20 protein-coding genes and 1 tRNA gene are annotated in these 20,901 nt (G+C 68.9%); 9 read left to right on the top strand and 12 right to left on the bottom strand.

From position 1 onward, the window contains the following. Positions 1–10: 10 nt before the first annotated feature. From ACT54X_RS06935 to ACT54X_RS06925, 3 genes are read right to left on the bottom strand one after another with little or no spacing between them, the layout of a single operon-like run. Positions 11–802 (bottom strand): FAD binding domain-containing protein, encoded by a 792-nt coding sequence (locus ACT54X_RS06935; RefSeq protein ID WP_294370257.1) that lies wholly within the window; start codon positions 800–802, stop codon positions 11–13. Positions 803–828: 26 nt separating this feature from the next. Next, positions 829–3,270, bottom strand: a complete 2,442-nt coding sequence (locus ACT54X_RS06930) for a xanthine dehydrogenase family protein molybdopterin-binding subunit (RefSeq protein WP_294370260.1) — start codon at positions 3,268–3,270, stop codon at positions 829–831. Positions 3,271–3,287: 17 nt separating this feature from the next. Further along, the gene (locus tag ACT54X_RS06925) at positions 3,288–3,791 is read right to left on the bottom strand and encodes a (2Fe-2S)-binding protein (RefSeq protein WP_294370262.1); all 504 of its coding nucleotides are present in this window, start codon (positions 3,789–3,791) and stop codon (positions 3,288–3,290) included. Between the two features lie 157 nt (positions 3,792–3,948). Between ACT54X_RS06925 and ACT54X_RS06920 the strand changes: the two genes are divergently transcribed. The 4 genes from ACT54X_RS06920 (at position 3,949) to trxC (ending at position 6,460) form a co-directional block, all read left to right on the top strand. After that, on the top strand, positions 3,949–5,046 hold the full coding sequence (locus tag ACT54X_RS06920) for a GAF domain-containing protein (RefSeq protein WP_294370263.1): 1,098 nt from the start codon (positions 3,949–3,951) through the stop codon (positions 5,044–5,046). Positions 5,047–5,162: 116 nt separating this feature from the next. Beyond that, positions 5,163–5,483 carry a thioredoxin family protein gene (locus ACT54X_RS06915; protein ID WP_234194973.1) on the top strand — a complete coding sequence of 107 codons (321 nt, stop codon included), beginning with the start codon at positions 5,163–5,165 and terminating at the stop codon, positions 5,481–5,483. 86 nt (positions 5,484–5,569) lie between these two features. Further along, a complete protein-coding gene (locus tag ACT54X_RS06910) occupies positions 5,570–5,926 on the top strand; it encodes a hypothetical protein (RefSeq protein ID WP_294370265.1) in 357 nt (118 codons plus the stop codon). A gap of 69 nt (positions 5,927–5,995) precedes the next feature. Next, positions 5,996–6,460 carry a thioredoxin TrxC gene (gene trxC, locus ACT54X_RS06905; RefSeq protein ID WP_294370267.1) on the top strand — a complete coding sequence of 155 codons (465 nt, stop codon included), beginning with the start codon at positions 5,996–5,998 and terminating at the stop codon, positions 6,458–6,460. Between the two features lie 178 nt (positions 6,461–6,638). On the opposite strand, the gene ACT54X_RS06900 is transcribed toward trxC, so the two are convergent. Then, positions 6,639–6,986 (bottom strand): DUF1304 domain-containing protein, encoded by a 348-nt coding sequence (locus ACT54X_RS06900; protein ID WP_294370382.1) that lies wholly within the window; start codon positions 6,984–6,986, stop codon positions 6,639–6,641. Positions 6,987–7,075: 89 nt separating this feature from the next. Here ACT54X_RS06900 and ACT54X_RS06895 point away from each other — a divergent pair, with 89 nt between their 5' ends. The 5 genes from ACT54X_RS06895 to ACT54X_RS06875 all read left to right on the top strand — a co-directional run bounded on the left by ACT54X_RS06895 (position 7,076) and on the right by ACT54X_RS06875 (position 14,182). Continuing rightward, positions 7,076–7,657: an IMPACT family protein gene (locus ACT54X_RS06895; protein WP_294370270.1), complete on the top strand. Its 582-nt coding sequence runs from the start codon at positions 7,076–7,078 to the stop codon at positions 7,655–7,657. A gap of 190 nt (positions 7,658–7,847) precedes the next feature. Continuing rightward, positions 7,848–9,572 (top strand): ubiquinone-dependent pyruvate dehydrogenase, encoded by a 1,725-nt coding sequence (gene poxB, locus ACT54X_RS06890; RefSeq protein WP_476345704.1) that lies wholly within the window; start codon positions 7,848–7,850, stop codon positions 9,570–9,572. A 186-nt stretch (positions 9,573–9,758) separates the two neighbouring features. Continuing rightward, positions 9,759–12,353 (top strand): DNA mismatch repair protein MutS, encoded by a 2,595-nt coding sequence (gene mutS, locus ACT54X_RS06885; RefSeq protein ID WP_476346084.1) that lies wholly within the window; start codon positions 9,759–9,761, stop codon positions 12,351–12,353. Positions 12,354–12,388: 35 nt separating this feature from the next. Further along, complete coding sequence (locus tag ACT54X_RS06880; protein ID WP_304307958.1) at positions 12,389–13,219, top strand: proteasome-type protease; 831 nt, start codon at positions 12,389–12,391, stop codon at positions 13,217–13,219. Between the two features lie 162 nt (positions 13,220–13,381). Further along, positions 13,382–14,182, top strand: coding sequence for an alpha/beta fold hydrolase (locus ACT54X_RS06875; RefSeq protein ID WP_294370385.1), 801 nt, complete (start codon positions 13,382–13,384; stop codon positions 14,180–14,182). A 208-nt stretch (positions 14,183–14,390) separates the two neighbouring features. Here ACT54X_RS06875 and ACT54X_RS06870 read toward each other — a convergent pair whose 3' ends face one another. The 8 genes from ACT54X_RS06870 to rpmI all read right to left on the bottom strand — a co-directional run bounded on the left by ACT54X_RS06870 (position 14,391) and on the right by rpmI (position 20,815). Beyond that, the gene (locus ACT54X_RS06870) at positions 14,391–15,215 is read right to left on the bottom strand and encodes an undecaprenyl-diphosphate phosphatase (protein WP_017762249.1); all 825 of its coding nucleotides are present in this window, start codon (positions 15,213–15,215) and stop codon (positions 14,391–14,393) included. Positions 15,216–15,329: 114 nt separating this feature from the next. Then, positions 15,330–15,406, bottom strand: a tRNA-Pro gene (locus ACT54X_RS06865). Positions 15,407–15,471: 65 nt separating this feature from the next. Then, the gene (locus ACT54X_RS06860) at positions 15,472–15,999 is read right to left on the bottom strand and encodes a MerR family transcriptional regulator (RefSeq protein ID WP_294370274.1); all 528 of its coding nucleotides are present in this window, start codon (positions 15,997–15,999) and stop codon (positions 15,472–15,474) included. 160 nt (positions 16,000–16,159) lie between these two features. Further along, positions 16,160–16,540: an integration host factor subunit alpha gene (locus ACT54X_RS06855; protein WP_017760992.1), complete on the bottom strand. Its 381-nt coding sequence runs from the start codon at positions 16,538–16,540 to the stop codon at positions 16,160–16,162. Positions 16,541–16,556: 16 nt separating this feature from the next. After that, the gene (gene pheT / locus ACT54X_RS06850; RefSeq protein WP_294370276.1) at positions 16,557–18,986 is read right to left on the bottom strand and encodes a phenylalanine--tRNA ligase subunit beta; all 2,430 of its coding nucleotides are present in this window, start codon (positions 18,984–18,986) and stop codon (positions 16,557–16,559) included. A 15-nt stretch (positions 18,987–19,001) separates the two neighbouring features. After that, complete coding sequence (pheS, locus tag ACT54X_RS06845) at positions 19,002–20,045, bottom strand: phenylalanine--tRNA ligase subunit alpha (protein ID WP_294370277.1); 1,044 nt, start codon at positions 20,043–20,045, stop codon at positions 19,002–19,004. A gap of 178 nt (positions 20,046–20,223) precedes the next feature. After that, entirely contained in the window at positions 20,224–20,583 is a 360-nt protein-coding gene (gene rplT / locus ACT54X_RS06840; protein WP_017758897.1) for a 50S ribosomal protein L20, read from the bottom strand. A gap of 28 nt (positions 20,584–20,611) precedes the next feature. Then, positions 20,612–20,815: a 50S ribosomal protein L35 gene (gene rpmI, locus ACT54X_RS06835; protein WP_017758898.1), complete on the bottom strand. Its 204-nt coding sequence runs from the start codon at positions 20,813–20,815 to the stop codon at positions 20,612–20,614. Positions 20,816–20,901 lie beyond the last annotated feature (86 nt).

Here is a 20,901-nt window from a genome sequence, read left to right as displayed (position 1 = left end):
CGTGCCGAGCTTAGCGGCTCGCCTTGATCACCGCGCGCTGGGCCAGCACGCTGATCAGGTTGGCGCGGTAGGCCGCGGTGCCGTGCAGGTCGCTGTTGAGCTCGCTGGCGTCGATCTCCACACCGCCGGCCGCCTGGGCCGTGAAGGCCTGCGACAGCGCCTGCTCCAGGCCTGCATGGCGGAACACGCCATTGCCCGCGCCCGTGACGGCCACACGCACGCCGTCGTCGAAGCGGGCCACGAACACGCCCACCAGCGGGAAGTGCGAGGCCTTCTGGCGCAGCTTCTCGTAGGCCGCCTGTTTGGGCAGCGGGAAGCGGATCGCCTTGATCAGCTCGCCCTCCTCCAGCGACGTGGCGAACAGGCCCAGGAAGAAGTCGTCGGCCGCGATTTCACGCTGCGTGGTGACGATGGTCGCGCACGAGGCGAGCACGGCGCTGGGGTAGCAGGCGGCCGGGTCGTTGTTGGCTACCGAGCCGCCCAGCGTGCCCATGGCCCGCACCTGGCGGTCGCCGATGCGCGAGGCCAGGTCGGCCAGCGCGGGATAGGCTTCGCGCACCTGCGGATTGACCGCGACCTCGGCATGGCGCGTCATGGCGCCGATGACCAGCTCGCCGTTCTGCAGGCCAATGCCCGACAGCTCCTTGCAGCGGCCCAGGTCGACCAGCTGTTCGGGTGCCGAAAGGCGCAGCTTCATCGAAGCCAGCAGCGTCTGGCCACCGGCCAGCGGCTTGCCGCCCGCGGCTGCCAGGCGTTGCGCCTCGTCGAGTGCGGTGGGCTGTTCGAAGGTGAATGCGTACATGGAAAAGGCTCCTTCCTTCGAGGGTTTCAAGCGGCCGGACGGCCCTGGGTGCTGGCCGCCAGCGAGGGCGTCTGCGGTTGCTGCTGGGGCGTGGTGCTGCCGCGCTGCATGGCTTCCCACACGCGGGCCGGGGTGGCGGGCATGTCGAACTCCTTGACGCCCATCGGCGCCAGCGCATCGAGCACGGCGTTGATGACGGCCGGCGGCGAGCCGATCGCGCCCGCCTCGCCGCAGCCCTTGGTGCCCAGCGGGTTGTGGGTGCAGGGCGTGCAGATGGTGTCGAGCTTGAAGTTGGGAAAGTCCGCGGCCCGCGGCATGGCGTAGTCCATGAAGCTGCCGGTGAGCAGCTGGCCGGTCTCGTTGTCGTAGACGCAGTTCTCCAGCAGCGCCTGGCCGATGCCCTGCACGATGCCGCCCTGCACCTGCCCTTCCACGATCATGGGGTTGATGATGGTGCCGAAGTCGTCCACGGCGGTGAAGCGGTCCACCTTGACCTCGCCCGTGGCCTTGTCGATCTCCACCTCGCAGATGTAGGTGCCGGCCGGATAGGTGAAGTTGGTGGGGTCGTAGAAGGCCGTCTCGTTCAGGCCCGGCTCCAGCTTGTCCAGCGGGTAGTTGTGCGGCACATAGGCCGTCAGCGCCACTTGGCCGAAGGGGATCTTCTTGTCGGTGCCCTTGACGCTGAATTCGCCACCACTGAAGTCGATGTCGGCATCGCTGGCTTCCATCAGGTGGGCGGCGATCTTCTTGGCCTTGGCCTCGATCTTGTCCAGCGCCCGCATGATGGCCGCGCCGCCCACGCTGATCGAGCGCGAGCCGTAGGTGCCCATGCCGAAGGGAATGCGGCCGGTATCCCCGTGCACGATGTCCACGTTCTCGACCGGAATGCCCAGCCGCGCCGCCACCACCTGCGCGAAGGTGGTCTCGTGCCCCTGGCCGTGGCTGTGCGAGCCGGTGAACACCGTCACGCTGCCGGTGGGATGCACCCGCACTTCGCCGGCCTCGAACAGGCCGGCGCGCGCACCCAGCGCCCCGGCGATGTTCGACGGCGCCAGGCCGCAAGCCTCGATGTAGCTGGAATAGCCGATGCCGCGCAGCTTGCCGTTCTTCTCGCTCTCGGCGCGGCGGGCGTCGAAGCCGCTCACCTCGGCCAGTTCCTGCGCGCGCTTCATGCAGGCCTCGTAGTCACCCACGTCGTACTGCAGCGCGACGGGCGTCTGGTACGGCCATTCGCGGATGAAGTTGCGGCGGCGGATCTCGTCCTGGCCCAGGCCGATCTCCCAGCCGCAGCGGGTGACCAGGCGTTCGAGCAGGTAGGTGGCCTCGGGCCGGCCGGCACCGCGATAGGCATCAACCGGCGCCGTGTTGGTGAACCAGGCATCCACCTCCACGTAGATCTGCGGCGTGGTGTACTGCCCGGCCAGCAGCGTGGCATAGAGGATGGTGGGCACCGCCGTCGAGAAGGTCGACAGGTAGGCGCCCAGGTTGGCGTCGGTGTGCACGCGCATGGCCAGGAACTTGCCGTCCTTGTCCATGGCCATCTCGGCATGGCTCACATGGTCGCGGCCATGGGCGTCCGAGAGGAAGCACTCCGAGCGCTCGGCCGTCCACTTGATGTTGCGGTTGAGCTGCTTGCTGGCCCAGGTCAGGGCCACGTCTTCCGCGTACAGGAAGATCTTGGAGCCGAAGCCGCCGCCCACGTCGGGCGCGATCACGCGCACCTTGTGCTCGGGCAGGCCCAGCACGAAGGCGGTCATCAGCAGCCGCTCGACGTGCGGGTTCTGGTTGGCCACGTACAGCACGTACTCGTCGCCGGCGCGGTTGTAGCCGGCCACGGCCACGCGCGGCTCGATGGGGTTGGGGATCAGGCGGTTGTTGACCAGGTCCAGCTTGGTGACGTGGGCGGCCTTCTCGAACGCGGCATCGACCTGTGCCTTGTCGCCCAGCGTCCACTTGTAGCACTGGTTGTCGGGCGCGATCTCATGGATGGCGGGGCCGGTCTTCTTGGCTGCGTCGACGAGGCTCACGACGGCGGGCAGCACGTCGTACTCGACCACGATGGCCTCGGACGCATTGCGCGCCTGCTCCACCGTTTCGGCCACCACCATGGCCACATGGTCGCCCACGTAGCGCACCTTGCCGATGGCCAGGATGGGATGCGGCGGCTCCTTCATGGGCGAGCCGTCGGGGTTGTTGATCTGCCAGCCGCAGGGCAGGCCGCCCATCTTTCCGTCGATGTCGGCGCCAGTGAAGATGCCGACCACGCCCGGCATCTGCTTCGCGGCCGAGGTGTCGATGGACGTGATGGCCGCATGCGCATGCGGCGAGCGCAGGAAGACGGCATGCGCCTGGTTGGCCAGCACCACGTCGCCGGTGTAGTTGCCGGCGCCGGTCAGGAAGCGCAGGTCTTCCTTGCGGCGGATGGCCTCGCCGATGTGCGGCAGCTTGGAGAAGTCGGATGCACCCATGGCGGACTCCTTTTCGCTCAGGCCGTGGCGGTGGCGGATGAGGTGGCCGACTGGCCTTCGGCCATACCCTGGCCGCCCATCTTCACGGCCTTGACGATGTTCTGGTAGCCGGTGCAGCGGCACAGGTTGCCGTCGAGCAGCTCGCGGATCTCCTGCTCGTCGGCACCGGGATGCTGCTGGCACAGGTCGATCGCGCTCATCACCATGCCGGGCGTGCAGAAGCCGCATTGAAGGCCGTGGCATTCCTTGAAGGCGGCCTGCATCGGGTGCAGCGTGCCGTCGGGCTGGGCGATGCCCTCGATGGTGGTGATCTCGGCGCCAGCCGCCTGGGCCAGCAGGATGTTGCAGGACTTCACCGCACGGCCGTTCATGTGCACCGTGCAGGCGCCGCACTGGGCGGTGTCGCAGCCCACATGGGTGCCGGTGAGCTGCAGATGCTCGCGGATGGCCGTGACGAGGAGGGTGTTGGGCGGCGCGTCGAGGTTAACGGCGCGGCCATTGACGCTGAGGGATACCTGCATGCTGGCTGTCTCCATTCGAGGGGATGGCTGGGTGGCACGAGGGCCGAAGCGTCTCATGTTCCGCGCGCACCCAGGGGCGGCGCTCAGGCAAAACCCTAGCGCGATGGACGGTCGGGCCCGAAATTCTCAAAATGGAACACCCCCACGAAAGCCCCCCATGGAGACATTGGTCCATCGCGCGCCCGACCGTGCCGGCGCCATCGCGCTGGCGCGCGGGCACTGGCTGCATGGCACACAAGGACGCCATGCGCCCCCCATCGAACCCTGGATTACGCGCTCCTGGCAGCGCTGCCTGGCGGCCGGTCGCCAGCCGGGCGAGCGAGTGCAGTTCGACCCCATCTCGGCGCCCCGGCTGCGCCAGGCCATCGAGGGGAGCCGGCGACTGATCGAGGCTGCCCGGCCGGTGATGGGCCGGCTCTCGCGCGCCATCGCCGCGACCCGCTACTTCGCGCTGCTGACCGATGCCCAGGGCATGGTGCTCGAAGTGGGCACGCTGCCGGCGCAGGACGAGCGCGCCATCGCGGACATCGCGCGCGTCGGCGTCGACCTGTCGGAACGCGCCGTCGGCACCACCGCCATCGGCGCGGCCTTGGCCGAGCAGGCCCCGGTCTGGCTGCACCGCGGCGAGCATTTCTTCGACGACACCAGTGTCTACACCTGCGCCGGCGCGCCGCTGTTCGACCCACAGGGCCGCTGCATCGGCATGCTGGACCTGACCGGCGTGCAGGTGGACGAGCGGCCCGAGCTGCAGCACCTGGCCCGCCACGCGGTCCAGACCATCGGCAACCGGCTCCTGCGCGCGCAGCCTCATGCGCTGCTGCTGCAGTTGAACTGGCCGGGCTGCCTGGCCCCGGTCGAGGGCGCGGACGGCGACGGGCTGCTGGTGCTCGACGCCGACGGCCGCATCACCGGGGCGAACGCGCTCGCGCGGCAACTGCTGGGACTGCAGGGCACGGGGCCCTGGCCGGCGGAAGAGGTGTTCGCTGCACCGGCGCATCTGCTCTTCGATGCCGCCACCCGCGGCGGGGCGCCGCTCGAAGTCCCGCTCTGGAGCGGCCTGCGCACCCAGGTGCGTGCCACGCGAAGCGGCGGCACCAGCCCCCGCGTCGCCGCGCGCCCGCGGCTGAAGGAGGCGCAGGCCGCGTGGATCCGCCAGGCCGTCGACGACGCCCAGGGCAATGTCGCCGAGGCGGCGCGGCTGCTGGGCGTGAGCCGGGCCACGGTCTACCGCAAGCTGGCGCGGCGCGGCGGCTGAGCCCGTCGCCCGCCTTGCGGCCCGCCGCTCACGTCCCATCATCCGACTCCCCCTGCCGACATCCCACGCCGGCACCGCCGCACACACCGCCCGCGCAGCGCTGCCACACTCGCCCCATGACACGACCCTACGAACCCGAAAGCCTGCGCCAGGACGAGGTGGCCGCCCTCACCGGGCCCACCGTCCTCGAATTCGGCGCCAACTGGTGCGGCATCTGCAAGGGCGCCCAGCCCGCCATCGCCGAAGCCCTGGCCGAAGCGCCGGAAGGCCTGCGCCACATCAAGGTGGAAGACGGCAGCGGCCGGCCGCTGGGCCGGGCCTTCGGCGTCAAGCTGTGGCCGACGCTGGTCTTCCTCAAGGACGGCCGGGAAGTGGCCCGCGTGGTGCGGCCCGCATCGGCCGACGCCGTGCGGGAACCGTTGCGGCAGTTGGCCTGAGGCACAGCAGCAGGCGCCCCGCGCACGCCTGCGGCGGCGCGGGGGCGCCTCTTGCAAAGCGCCTGTATGCCCCAAAACTCGGTGGCATGAACACCTCTCGCACCCACACCCCCCATGCCGTGCTGCTCGCCCACGATCTGGAGCGGATGGAGCGCGGCCACCCCGATGCCGGCCAGTACCGGCTGGTGGCGCAGCGGCTGGCCGCCGCGCTGGACCAGGTCCAGGACACGGACGTGCTGCAGCCGCTGCTGCAGGCCTCGCCGGCCGCAGCGGCCATCTACGAAAACCTGCGCTATCAGCACGCCGGCCTGTGCCGGGCGCCGCTGGAGGCGGCACTCGCGGCCGAGCAGAGCGCCCGCGCCGCCATCGCCCGTGCGCAGGATCGCGCCCGCGGTGGCGCCACCCCGTCGGGCGAAAAGGCGGAAGGTCCGTCAGCCGCCTGACCGCGCGGCCCGTGCCGCCACGACGCCGCCCCGTCACCGCCATTGCCGCCGCAGGAAGGAGACCCCTCCATGACCACCGCCACCGCAGACAGCCTGCACGTCGTCTGCCCGCACTGCCAGACCACCAACCGCGTGCGTACGGCTCAGCTCGGCAGCGCGCCCGACTGCGGCCAGTGCCACCAGCCCCTGTTCACCGGCCATCCCGTGGCGCTGGATGCCGCCGCCTTCGACCGCCATGTGGGCCGCGGTCAGTTGCCGGTGCTGGTGGACTTCTGGGCGCCCTGGTGCGGCCCCTGCCGGCAGATGGCCCCGGCCTTCGAACAGGCCGCCCGCACGCTGGAGCCGCAGGTGCGGGTGGCCAAGGTCGACACCGAGGCGCAGCCTGGGCTGGGCGCACGCTTCAACATCCGCAGCATCCCGACGCTGGCCCTGTTCGTCGGGGGCCGGGAGATCGCACGCCATCCCGGGGCGATGGGTGGCGCGGACATCGTGCGCTGGACGCAGCAGGCGCTGGGGCGTGCGGCAGCTGCGTGACAGGTGGCCCTCCCCGATCAATCACCGCAAGTCAGGCGCCACCGTTCGGGCTGAGCCTGTCGAAGCCTCGCATCAGCGCTTCGACGGGCTCAGCGCGAACGGGCGTGCGGCATTGAGCAGAGGTGTCGCATCGCGCGAGGTCACGTCACAGGGAGCAGACAGCCCCCATGGCGCGGCCTCAGCCCAGCAACAGTGCCGCCATCGCCAGCACGGCCGGCACTGTCTGCACGAACAGGATCTTCCGGCTCGACGTGGCAGCGCCATACAACCCTGCCACCGCCACGCAGGCGAGGAAGAACAGCTTGACCGCGATGCCCGCGGCGCCGAGCCACAGGCCCCAGAACAGGCCCGCCGCCAGGAAGCCGTTGTACAGGCCCTGGTTGGCCGCCAGCACGCGCGTGGCACGGGCGAACTCGGGTTTCAGGCCGAAGGCCTTGTGGCCGCGCGGCGTGTCCCAGAAGAACATCTCCAGCACCAGGATGTAGACGTGGATGAGGGCCACCACGGCCGTCAGCAGGTTTCCGATCACGTTGTTCTCTCTTTCCTCTCGACCGCCATTCGGCCTGCGGCATCATCGCCGACCCGCCCTTCATGGCGCCTTTCGCCCTCTTCCTCATGCCTTTCTCCATCGCGGCGCCTGCCGGCTTCGAACTGCTGGTGCGCAAGAGCCGCTTCCTGGCCTGCGTGCAGGCGGTGCCCGACCGGGCGGCCGCGCAGGCCATCGTGGCGCAACTGCGGGCGCAGCATCCGGATGCAGCCCACGTCTGCTGGGCCCTGATGGCGGGCGGCCAATCCGCGGCCGTGGACGATGGCGAGCCTGCGGGCACCGCCGGCCGGCCGATGCTGGAGGTGCTGCGCCACCATGAGCTCGAAGGCGTTCTGGCCACGGTCGTGCGTTACTTTGGCGGCGTGAAGCTGGGCGCCGGCGGCCTGGTGCGCGCCTATACCGACGCCGTCGCACAGGCGCTGAAGGCCGCGCAGACCGTGCCGCTGCAACGGCGCGTCGCGCTGAGCTGCGAAGTGCCCTACGCCCTGGAAGGCACCGTCCGCCGCGAACTGGCACACGCCGGCGCCGCCCTGCTGGAGGTGACCCACGGCAGCGTCGTGCGGCTTCGCTTCGAGATGGTCGACGAGGCGGCGTCCGCGCTGAAGGCCACCATCACCGATGCGGCGCAGGGGCGCGTGGGCTGGGGCTGACACGCTCCGAGGGCAAACGGCCAAGCGTCACAGGGGCGCAGGCGCTGACGGCCCCGCGCCGTGCGGACCGCCTGAGGCGCAGGCCGCACGCATCGAGGTCCGGTATCGCTCCGTTCCTACGCTAGCGCCCCAGCGAAATTCTTAGGATGAATGCGAGTCCATTCGTATTTACCCTTGATTTGGAGCTGCCATGCCCTTCACCGTCGCCGACCTCCTCGCCCACAGCCTTGCCGACCTCGGCGTCGAGCGCATCTGGGGCGTGACGGGCGACAGCCTCAACGGCCTCAACGACAGCCTGCGACGTCTGGGCCGCATCGAATGGATGCATGTGCGGCACGAGGAATCGGCCGCCTTCGCCGCGGGCGCCGAGGCGGCGCTGACCGGCCGGCTGGCGGTCTGCGCCGGCAGTTGCGGGCCCGGCAATCTGCACCTGATCAACGGTCTGTTCGACTGCCAGCGCAATCGGGTGCCGGTGCTGGCCATCGCGGCGCACATTCCCTCGTCGGAGATCGGGCTGGGCTACTTTCAGGAGACGCATCCGCAGGAGCTTTTCCGGGAATGCGCGGACTATGTGGAGCTGGTCTCCAACCCTGCACAGATGCCGGCCGTGCTGCACCGCGCGATCCAGACGGCCGTGGGGCGTGGTGGCGTGGCCGTGCTGGTGATTCCCGGCGATGTGGCGCTGGCCGCCGCGCCGGTGGAAAAGGCGCCGCGCATCCCGCTCGCACCGCGGCCGCGCGTCGTGCCGCCGGACGCCGCGCTCGATGAACTTGCCGCCCACCTGGACGGAAGCCGGGCCATCACCCTGCTGGCCGGCAGCGGTTGCGCGGGCCACCACGACGCTGTTGTGGCCCTGGCCGAACGGCTGAAGGCGCCCATCGTCCATGCGCTGCGCGGCAAGGAACATGTGGAATGGGACAACCCCTACGACGTGGGCATGACCGGCCTGATCGGCTTCGCCTCCGGCTACCACGCGATGGAGAACGCCGACACCCTGCTGATGCTGGGCACCGACTTTCCCTACCGCGCCTTCTATCCCAAGGAGGCGCACATCGTGCAGATCGACCGCGACCCCGGCGCCCTGGGCCGCCGGGCGCCGCTGGCGCAGGGCCTGGTCGGCGACGTGGGCGACACCATCGCCGCACTGCTGCCGCGACTCCAGGACCACGACGACCGGCGCTTCCTCGATGGCGCACTGGCCCACTATGCGAAGGCGCGCGAAGGCCTGGACGACCTGGCCGTGGCCGCTGGCACAGGCCGGCCACTACACCCGCAGTACGTGGCGCAGCGGGTGAGCGCCATGGCGGCCGACGACGCCGTCTTCACCGCCGATGTGGGCACGCCCACGGTATGGGCCGCGCGGTACCTCAGGATGAACGGCCGGCGCCGGCTCATCGGCTCCTTCAACCATGGTTCCATGGCCAACGCCATGCTGCAGGCCATGGGCGCGCAGGCGGCAGCGCCCGGGCGGCAGGTGGTCTCGCTCTCGGGCGATGGCGGCTTCACCATGATGATGGGCGACTTCCTGAGTCTGGTGCAGCTGGGCCTGCCGGTGAAGGTGATCGTCTTCAACAACGGCAGCCTGGGCTTCGTCGCCATGGAGATGAAGTCCGGCGGCTATCTGGACACCGGCACCGACCTGGCGAATCCGGACTTCGCGGCCATGGCGACGGCCATGGGTGTGCGCGGCATCCGTGTCACCGATTCGGCCGAGCTGGACGGCGCCCTCGCCGCCGCCTTCGCACACGATGGCCCCGCGCTGGTGGACGTGGTCACGGCCAAGCAGGAACTGGTGCTGCCGCCCAAGATCGAGGCGGAACAGGCCAAGGGCTTCGGCCTGTACCTGCTCAAGGCGATCATCAACGGCCGTGGGGACGAGGTGGTGGAGCTGGCGCGCACGAACCTGTGGCGCTGAGGGCAGGGCGTCCGGGTCGATAATCCACGCCCTTCGTCGGCCCGCCCCGCAGCGGGCCGACCTCGCGCACAGCATTCGCCATCCGGCAGCAGGCATGCGCGGCCCCTGGACATCGACAAGCAATTGCAAGACCCGAGCACCGCCCTGCCGACGCCGGCCAGCGCCGACTTCTCCGCCCACACGCCGATGATGGCGCAGTACCTGCGCCTCAAGGCCGACCATCCCGAGACGCTTCTGTTCTACCGGATGGGCGACTTCTACGAGCTGTTCTACGCCGATGCCGAGAAGGCGGCGCGCCTGCTCGACATCACCCTCACCACGCGCGGCCAGTCGGCCGGCTCGCCGGTGGTCATGGCCGGCGTGCCCTTCCATTCGGTCGACACCTACCTGGCGCGCCTCATCAAGCTGGGCGAGTCGGTCGCCATCTGCGAACAGGTGGGCGAGGTCGGCGCCGCCAAGGGGCCGGTCGAACGCAAGGTGGTGCGCGTGGTCACGCCCGGCACGCTCACCGACGCCGAACTGCTGGCCGACAAGAACGATGCCATCCTCATGGCGGTGCATGCCGGCGCGCGTAACGTCTGCGGCCTGGCTTGGCTCAGCGTCACGGGCGCCGAGGTGCACCTGGCCGAGTGCGACGCGAATGCGCTGGAAGGCTGGCTGCAGCGGGTGGGCCCGAGCGAGTTGCTCTACAGCGCCGAGGTCACGCCCGCCTTCGAACAGCGCCTGAAGCTGCAGCGGGAGCCCGGCGGCTTCACGCTGTCGGTGCGGCCCGCCTGGCAGTTCGACCCCGGCCTGGGCGAGCGCAAGCTGCGCGAGCAGCTGGGCGCCGCCAGTCTGGCGGCCTGGGGCGCGGAGTCGCTGGGCCAGGCCCATGCCGCCGCCGCGGCGCTGCTGGGCTATGCCGAGCACACGCAGGGCCGCACGCTGTCGCACCTGCAGCGCCTGGCCGTCGAGCGCGATGGCGAGTTGATCGAGCTGCCCGCCACCACGCGTCGCAACCTGGAGTTGGTGCAGACGCTGCGCGGCGAGGAGTCGCCCACCCTCTTCTCGCTGCTGGACACCTGCATGACCGGCATGGGCAGCCGCATGCTCAAGCGCTGGCTGCTGGCCCCGCGCCGCGACCGGGCCGAGGCCCAGGCCCGGTTGGGCGCCATCGCTGCCCTGCGCGCACCCTCGCCCGGCGAAACCGCGGCACCCTGGAAGCTGCTGCGCGAGCAGCTCAAGAACACCAGCGACGTGGAGCGCATCGCCGCGCGCGTCGCCCTGCGCCAGGTGCGCCCACGCGAGCTGGTCGCGCTGCAGCTGGCGCTGGTCAAGTGCGAGCGCCTGGGGCCGCTGCTGCCCATGGGCGCGCCACTGCTCGGCTACTTCGCCGAAGAGCTGGTGCCACCGCCCGGCTGCGCCGGGTTGCTGGCCCGCGCCATCCAGCCCGAACCCGCCGCGCTGGTCCGCGAGGGCGGCGTGATCGCCACCGGCTTCGACGCCGAGCTGGACGAGTTGCGGGCCATCGGCGAGAACTGCGACGGCTTCCTGCTGGAACTGGAGACGCGCGAGCGCGCCCTCACCGGCATCGCCAACCTGCGGGTGCAGTTCAACCGCGTGCATGGCTTCTACATCGAGATCACGCAGAGCGCCCTGTCGCGCGTGCCCGAGCACTACCGCCGACGGCAGACGCTGAAGAATGCCGAGCGCTTCATCACGCCCGAGCTCAAGGCCTTCGAGGACAAGGCGCTGTCGGCGCAGGACCGCGCCCTGGCGCGCGAGAAGTGGCTCTACGAGCAGCTTCTCGACCAGCTGCAGCCGCATGTGCCGGCGCTGACGCGCGTGGCCGCCGCGCTGGCCTCGCTCGACGCGCTCGCAGCGCTGGCCGAGCGCGCGCACATGCTGAACTGGAACGCGCCCAGCTTCGTGGCCCATCCCTGCATCGAGATCGAGCAGGGCCGCCATCCGGTGGTGGAGGCGCGCCTGGCCGAAAAGTCCAGCGGCGCCTTCATCGCCAACGACACACGGCTCGGGCCCAGCCAGCGTATGCAGGTCATCACCGGCCCCAACATGGGTGGCAAGTCGACCTACATGCGGCAGGTGGCCATCATCGTGCTGCTGGCCTCCATCGGCTCCTGCGTACCGGCCAACAGCTGCCGGCTGGGGCCCATCGACGCCATCCACACCCGCATCGGCGCGGCCGATGACCTGGCCAACGCCCAGTCCACTTTCATGCTGGAGATGACCGAGGCCGCGCAGATCCTGCACAGCGCCACGCCGCATTCGCTGGTGCTGATGGACGAGATCGGCCGCGGCACCAGCACCTTCGACGGCCTGGCGCTGGCTGCGGGCATCGCGGCGCACCTGCATGACCGGGCGAAGTCCTTCACCCTCTTCGCCACCCACTATTTCGAACTGACGGAGTTCCCGGCCACGCACCGCGCCGCGCTCAACATGCATGTGAGCGCGACCGAGAGCGGCCGCGACATCGTCTTCCTGCACGAGATGCAGCCGGGCCCTGCCAGCCGCAGCTACGGCATCCAGGTGGCGCGGCTGGCGGGCATGCCGGCGGCGGTGATCCACCATGCCCGCGGCGCGCTGGAGGCGCTGGAGTCGCAGCAGACCCAGGCGCAGGCCCAGGTCGACCTGTTCGCGCCACCGCCCGTGGCCCAGACGCCGCAGGAGAGCCCCGTAGAATCCGCGTTGGCCACGCTCGACCCCGATGCGATGAGCCCCCGGGAGGCGCTCGAAGCGCTCTACACACTCAAAAAGCTGCACCAACGCGAGCGTCGGGACTGAAGCCTCCGCGGCCCGCCCGCCGACCGCGCATCACCATGACGTACTGCGTAGGCATCAAACTCAACGCCGGCCTGGTCTTCCTGTCGGATTCCCGCACCAATGCGGGCGTGGACCACATCAGCACCTTCCGCAAGACCATCGTCTACGAGCAGCCCGGCGACCGCACGATGGTGCTGCTGTCGGCCGGCAACCTGTCGATCTCGCAGTCGGTGCGCGAGATCCTGCAGATCGAAGAGCTGGAAGAGCGCGGCCGCGAGGGCCCGCCCATCACGATCTGGAACGCCAAGAGCATGTTCGACGCCGCGCGCGTGCTGGGCTCCGCCGTGCGCCATGTGTACGACCGCGATGGCGAGGCGCTGAAGGCGGCCGGCGTGGACTTCAACGTGAGCTTCATCCTCGGCGGCCAGGTCAAGGGCGAGGGCATGCGGCTCTTCCTCGTCTACTCGGCCGGCAACTTCATCGAGGCCACGCCCGAGACGCCCTACTTCCAGATCGGCGAGGCCAAGTACGGCAAGCCGGTGCTCGACCGCGTGCTCACGCCCGATACCCCGCTGGACGAGGCTGCCAAGTGCGCGCTGGTGTCGATGGACTCGACCATGAAGTCCAACTTGTCGGTGGGCCTGCCGCTGGATCTGGTGGTGTACGAAGCCAACCGCCTGCAGACCGACAAGGTGATCTGCATCGACGCCGACAACCCCTACTTCCGCATGATCCGCGACGGCTGGGGCCGCAAGCTGCGCGAAGTCTTCGACAGCCTGGAAGACCCGGTCTGGAACGACGACCACACGGCGCACCCGCTGAAGATGCCGGCCGGCCGCCACGGCGCGCTGCGCAAGATCTCGACGCGGGACGAGAAGCTCATCTGAGAAGGCCCGCCCGCTCGGCCTGCGGATTCGTCCGCGCATCGTGGCCGGGCGGTGCCGCACCCCGTCCGGCGTCTGCCCCTGTCCTTCCACCCCGATTCCCGATTCCACCGCTTGCTGCCGACCGTGCCTGCCTCCGCGCCCTTGCCATCCGCCGCGGCCACGCTGCCGCCCATCGTCTTCTCGCATGGCAACAGCTTTCCGGCCAGCACCTACCGGGTGATGCTCGACAGCCTGCGCGCCCGCGGCTTTGCCGTGCACGCCATCGAGAAGTTCGGCCATGACCCGCGCTTTCCGGTCACGGACAACTGGCCGCACCTGGTCGAGCAGTTGGCCGAGTTCACGGCCCCCATCGCCGACGGCGCGGGCACCGCGCCCTTCCTCGTCGGGCATTCGCTGGGCGGCATCCTGAGCGTCATGTGTGCGTCGAAACATCCCTTGCTCGCACGCGGCGTGGTGATGATCGATTCACCCATCATCGACGGCTGGCGTGCCGGCACGCTGGGGCTGGTCAAGCGCACGCCGCTGATGCGCCGCGTCTCGCCGGGCATGGTCAGCCGCAAGCGCCGCGACAGCTGGGAAGACCGAGAGGCGGTGTTCGAGCACTTCCGCCACAAGAAGGCCTTCGCGCGCTGGGATCCGCAGGTGCTGCACGACTACATCGACCATGGCACCTTCGTGCATGGCGATGCCCGCGCCCTCGCCTTCGACCGCGATGTCGAGACCGCGATCTACGACAACCTGCCCGACAACATCGGCCGCCTGCTGCGCAGCCGGCCGCTGCAGTGTCCCTGCGCCTTCATCGGCGGCCGCCAGTCGGTGGAGATGAAGCGCGCAGGCATGGCGGCCACGCTGCGCCTGACGCGCGGGCGCATCAGCATGCTGGACGGCACGCACCTCTTTCCGATGGAAAAGCCGATCGCCACGGCAGCAGCCATCGAAGCGACGCTGCGCAACCTGCTCTGAGGGCTTTCTCGGACCGCGTGGGACATGGGGGTCGGCGAGCGCCACGCGGTGCGCCAAAGGACAAAAGCCACCGGCCTGCGACCGGTGGCTTTTCTGTTTGCACCTCATGTGCAGGCTCAGGGAACCGCGCTGCACCCGGCGTATGCGCCCTCCAACCGTTCGGGCTGAGCTGGTCGAAACCGGGGCGCGATGACCCGCCCCGCGCCACTCAATCCGCCCAGACCACCATCCCGCTCCAGGCCGTACCCAGCACGATCAGGCCGAACACGATGCGGTACCAGGCGAAGGGAATGAAGCTGTGGGTGGAGATGTAGCGCAGCAACCAACGCACGCACAGCCAGGCGCTGATGAAGGAGAACACGAGGCCGACGGCGAACATCGGGATGTCCGCCACCGACAGCAGCGCGCGCTCTTTGTAGAGGCTGTAGACGCCCGCGCCGATCAGCGTGGGAATGGCCAGGAAGAAGGAGAAGTCGGTCGCCGCCTTGCGCGAGAGGCCCAGCAGCATGCCGCCGATGATGGTGGAGCCGCTGCGGCTGGTGCCGGGGATCATGGCAAAGCACTGCACCAGGCCGACCTTGAGCGCGTCCCAGGGCGTCATGTCATCCACATGCTCGACGCGCACGGCACCCGGCGGCCGCTTCTCGGCCCAGAGGATGATGAAGCCGCCGATGATGAAGGTGCTGGCCACCACGGTGGGGATGAACAGGTGTGCCTTGATGGCCTTGCCGAACAGCAGGCCCAGCACCACGGCGGGCAGGAAGCCGATCAGCACATTGAGCGCCAGACGTTGCGCTTTTCGCTGACGGGGCAAGGCCACGACGGTGGACTTGATCTTCTGCCAGTAGACCAGGATCACCGCGAAGATCGCGCCGGTCTGGATCGCGATGTCAAAGACCTTGGCCTTGCCGTCATCGAAGCCTAGCAGCGAGCCGGCGAGGATGAGGTGACCCGTGGAGGAAATCGGAAGGAACTCGGTGAGCCCTTCCACGATGCCCATGATGGCGGCCTTGGTCAGCAGAACGATGTCCAAAACGGAACTCCTGTTTTCGAAAGCCGGGCCGTTCAGCCCGCGAGACACACAACACCCAAAACAAAAAAGCCGCTGTGGATTTGACTCCACAGCGGCTTTCAGCTTCTTTAATAGTGGTCGGTGTGAAAGGATTCGAACCTTCGACCCCTTGCACCCCATGCAAGTGCGCTACCAGGCTGCGCCACACACCGAAGCCATAAAGTATATACCGGATTTGACCGTCTTCGCGAACTTCGAAGAGAGAAATTCGCTTCGCTCAGTAGAAGCTGAGCAGGTCTCGGATCTCCACCAGCTCGCGGCGCAGCAGCGCCACGGGATAAGCGTCCGAGATCATCGGCAACGGCGACCCGACGACCAGTTCGGCGTCGGCCGCGACACGATGCGCCGAGTGGCGCGCGCCCTCCGCCACGAACGCGGGCGGCTCCTCGAAGACGGGCTCGTCGTCGAAGGACGGCTCGGCGAAGGCAGGTTGGGCGTCGACCTCGTCGACAGGCATGTCCCCACGGCGGCGACGCTCGCGCTCGGCTTGCGCCAGTTCCTGCAGCCGGTTGCGGGCGCCGCTGATCGTGAAGCCCTGCTCGTAGAGCAGGTCCCGGATGCGGCGGATCATCAGCACCTCGTGATGCTGGTAATAGCGGCGATTGCCCCGGCGCTTCATGGGCCGCAACTGAGTGAATTCCTGCTCCCAGTAGCGCAGCACATGCGGCTTGACCCCGCACAACTCAGCCACCTCACCGATGGTGAAGTAGCGCTTGACGGGAATCGGAGGGAGGCTGTTCTCCATCGAAATCAACACGGTGCGAGGCAAACGTGCGAGGTTACTCCAGCAGTGCAGCACATACCAGACACCGAACGTTCAAAGTGCGCGCAGATGTGACCGGGTCCTCGTGCCCGGGTGCCGCAGCACTGCGTGCGCTTGGGCGCCCTGCGGGCTCGCACTGACATCAACCAAGCTCGGCGCGCTCGGCCTCGATGGGGGCGGCCGTGACCGGCGATGCGGCGTCGGCCGCGACGGCTTCGTGCAACTGCTCCTTGAGCTTGGCGCTGGCGTGGAAGACCGCCACCCGGCGCGGGCCGATCGGGATCGATTCGCCCGTGCGCGGATTGCGCCCCGGCCGCGCCGCCTTGGTCCGGATCTGGAAGTTGCCGAAGCCCGAGATCTTGACCTCGTCACCTTCGATCAGGCGCTGGGCGATGACCTCGAAGAAGGCCTCGACCATGTCCTTGGCTTCGCGCTTGTTGAGGCCGATCTGCTCGAACAGCAGTTCCGACAGCTGCGCCTTGGTCAGCGCGGGCGTCTCGATGGCGTCGATCTTGAATTCCATGTCGTCGTCCTCGGTGTCAGCCACGCAGGCGGGCGCCGACCTGTTGCTGGGCCTTCGCCACGATGGCCGCCACGGCGGCATCGACCTGCTCGTCGGTCAGCGTGGCCTCCCCCAGGAAGGCCAGGCGCACGGCCATGCTCTTCTCGCCCGCGGCGAGGGCGCCGGCCGCGGCAACATTCGCCTCAGGCGCCGGCCGATAGATGTCGAACAGCGCCGCATCGCGCAGCAGGCCACCGGTGTCGGCGGCGCGCACGGCGTCCAGCAGGGCGTCGTGGCTCACCGATTCAGCCACCACCACGGCGATGTCGCGCTCCACGGACTGGTGGCGCGGCACCGGACGCAGGGCCGGCATGGCTCGCGCCGTCACGGCGTCGAGGGACAGCTCGAACAGCATGGGCGCGAAGGGCAGATCCCACTGCTGGCGCCAGCGCGGGTGCAACTCGCCGATGAAGCCGACCGGCTGGCCATCCACGAGCACCCGGGCGCAGCGGCCCGGATGCAGCGCGGGATGCTCCGCCTTCTCGAAACGCACGGCGCGCGGCGCGAGCAGCGCTTCGACATCGCCCTTGGCGTCGTAGAAATCCACGCGCTGCGGCTTGCCGTCCCAGCGCGCAGCCTCGTCATCGCCCCAGGCCAAGCCCGCCACATGCACCGGCTGGCGTACGCCCTTGACGCTGCTGTCGCTGGTCACGACGGCGTCGTCGCGCACGAACACGCGGCCCACCTCGAACACGCGCACGCGCGGCGCCTTGCGGTCCAGATTGAACTTGAGCACGGCCAGCAGCGAACCCATGAGCGAGGAGCGCATCACGCTCATCTGGCTGGCGATGGGGTTGAGCAGTTGCACCGGGTTGGCGTTGCCCGCGAGGTCACGCTCCCAGGCGGCCTCGACGAAGCTGAAGTTGATCGTCTCCTGGTAGCCCAGGTCGGCCAGGCGACGGCGCACGGCGAAGCGGCTGCGCTGCGCTTCCGAGAGCACGCGGGCGCGGATGGGCGCCAGCGGCGGCGTGGACGGCAGGTTGTTGTAGCCGACGAGGCGGGCGACCTCCTCGATCAGGTCTTCCTCGATGGCGATGTCGAAGCGGTGCGGCGGCGGCGTGACGGTGATGGTGCCCTCGCCTTCGGTGAAGTCGAGGTGCAGCTTGCGCAGCACGTCGGCGCACTGGGCCTGGGTGATCGGCATGCCGATCACACGCTCGGCGCGAGCGACGCGGAGGGTGACCGGCGCGGCCTCGGGCAGCTTCAAGACTTGGTCGTCGATGGGGCCAGCCTGGCCGCCGCAGATCTCCTGCACCAGGCGGGTGATGCGCTCGATCATGGCGACGGTGCGACTCGGGTCCACGCCACGCTCGAAGCGATGGCCGGCGTCGGTCGAGAAGTTGAAGCGGCGCGAACGGCCTTGGATCGCGGCCGGCCACCAGAAGGCCGCCTCGATGTAGATGCTGCTCGTGTCGTCGGACACGGCCGTGGCGTCGCCACCCATGATGCCGGCCAGGGACTCGACCTCGCGCTCGTCGGCGATCACACCCACCTGTTCGTCGACAGTGACGGTGTTGCCGTTGAGCAGCTTGAGCTGCTCGCCCGCGCGACCCCAGCGCACCGTCAGGCCGCCGTGGATCTTGTCCAGGTCGAAGATGTGCGAGGGCGAGCCGTACTCGAACATCACGTAGTTGGAGATGTCCACCAGCGGCGACACGCTGCGCTGGCCGCAGCGCGCCAGGCGGTCGACCATCCAGGCCGGCGTGGCGGCGCGCGTGTTCACGCCGCGCACGATGCGGCCGGAGAAGCGGCCGCACAGGTCGGCGGCTTCAACGCGCACCGGCAGCTTGTCGTCCAGCTGTGGCTGCACGGGCTCGATCACCGGCGTCTGCAGCGGCGCACCCGTTAGCGCCGAGAGTTCGCGCGCGATGCCGTAGACCGACAGGCCATGCGCCAGGTTGGGCGTGAGCTTGATGGTGATCAGCACGTCGTCGAGCTGCAGCAGATCGCGCACGTCGGCGCCCACCGGCGCATCGCCAGTGAGTTCGAGCAGGCCGCCGTGGTCGTCGCTCAGGCCCAGCTCGCGGGCGGAGCACAGCATGCCCTGGCTTTCCACGCCGCGCAGCTTGCCCAGCTTGATCTTGAAGGGCTTGCCGTCCTCGCCCGGAGGCAGCTCGGCACCGACGAGCGCGCAAGGCACCTTGATGCCGACGCGGGCGTTGGGCGCGCCGCAGACGATGTTAAGCAGCCCACCCTGGCCAGCGTCCACCTGGCACACGCGCAGGCGGTCGGCATTCGGATGCTGCACGGCCTCCTTGATCTCGCCGACGACGATCTTGGTGAAGGGTGGCGCGGCGGGGCGGCGCTCCTCGACTTCGAAGCCGCCCATGGTCAGCGTGTCGGCCAGGGCTTCGGAGGACAGGGGCGGATTGCAGAAGGCGCGCAGCCAGGATTCGGGGAATTGCATCGGGTCGCCCTCGTCTTATTGGAATTGGTTCAGGAAACGCAGGTCGCCGTCGAAGAAGAGGCGCAGGTCGCTCACGCCGTAGCGCAGCATGGCCAAGCGGTCGATGCCCGAACCGAAGGCGAAGCCGATGTACTTCTCCGGGTCCAGGCCCATGTTGCGCACCACCTGCGGATGCACTTGGCCGGAGCCCGAGACCTCCAGCCAGCGGCCGGCCAGCGGCCCCTTCTCGAACATGATGTCGATTTCGGCGCTGGGCTCGGTGAAAGGGAAGTAGCTGGGGCGGAAGCGCAGCTTGAGCGCGCTGGTCTCGAAGAAGGCCTGGATGAAATCCAGGTACATCACCTTCAGGTCCTTGAAGCTGACGTTCTGGCCGATCCACAGGCCCTCGACCTGATGGAACATGGGCGAATGCGTGGCATCGCTGTCCACACGGTAGGTGCGGCCCGGCGCGATCACACGGATGTCGGGCATGCTCTCCTGGCCGGCGTACTGGCGCGCATGAGCCTGGGCATAGCGCACCTGCATCGGCGAGGTATGCGGGCGCAGGTTGAACAGCTGGCCGTCGTCGTCCTTCATGTCGACGTAGAAGGTGTCCTGCATCGAACGCGCCGGATGGTTGGGCGGGTTGTTCAGCGAGGTGAAGCTGAACCAGTCGGTCTCGACCTCGGGGCCGTCGGCCACGTCGAAGCCCATGCTGGCGAAGATGGCCTCGATGCGTTCCTGCGCGCGCGCCACCGGGTGCAGGCCGCCCCCGACACGGCGACGGCCGGGCAGCGTGACGTCCAGCGCCTCAGCCTGCAGCTGTGCGTTGAGTTCAGCATCGGCCAGTTCCTGGCGCCGGGCATTGAGCGCGGCCTCGATCGCCTGCTTGGCCACGTTGATGGCGGCGCCGCGGCTCTTCTTCTCGTCGACCGGCAACTGGGCCAGGCCCTTCATCAGTTCCGTGACGCGGCCGGACTTGCCCATGAACTGCGCCTTCGCGTTCTCGAGCTCAGCGGGTGCCCGGGCGCCAGCGAAGGCGGCACGGGCTTGGTCGACCAGGGTGTCCAGTTCGTTCATGGAATGCGTGCGATGCGGAGAAATGGAGAGGGCCGTGACCGCTGGGGGCAAACGCACCAACCTGGGGTCGATGCGCGCGCTGCGGGGCCCATGAAAAAGGGCCGGAGCTTTTTCAAGCGCCAGCCCTGGAACCGTGGGCGTGCGCGGCTCCGCCGGAGCGGACGCGCACTGGGCGGAATCAAGCAGCCAGCTTGGCCTTGACCTGCTCCACGATGCCGGCGAAAGCCGCCTTGTCGTGCACGGCGATGTCGGCGAGGACCTTGCGGTCGATCTCGATGCCGGCCTTGCGGATGCCGTTGGCGAACTGGCTGTACGTCAGGCCCAGTTCACGGGAGGCGGCGTTGATACGCGCAATCCACAGACGACGGAAGACGCGCTTCTTGGCGCGGCGGTCACGGTAGGCGTACTGGCCCGCCTTCATCACCGCCTGCTTGGCGATGCGGAAGACGTTGCCGCGACGACCGCGGAAGCCCTTGGCAAGGGCGAGAACCTTCTTGTGGCGGGCGCGAGCGGTTACACCACGTTTGACGCGAGGCATGTTGAATCCTTCCTAGTTCGTCGGTTGATCAAATGCCTTGGCCGGGCAGCATGGCGGCCATCGAAACCATGTTGGTCTCGTGAACCGTCACCGCACCGCGCAGGTGGCGCTTGTTCTTGGTGGTCTTCTTGGTCAGGATGTGACGCTTGAAGGCTTGACCGCGCTTGACGGTGCCACCGGGACGAACGCGGAAGCGTTTCTTCGCGCTGCTCTTGGTCTTCATCTTGGGCATGTGAATGCTCCTTTTACTTGTGCTCGCAAGGCGCCGGGAATCCTTCCCGAACTTGTTGGCCTTCGAGGCACTTCTTCATCCCGCCA

This window comes from Pseudacidovorax sp. DMC4, from assembly GCF_056314265.1.
This window is presented reverse-complemented; position numbering and strand designations above follow the sequence as displayed.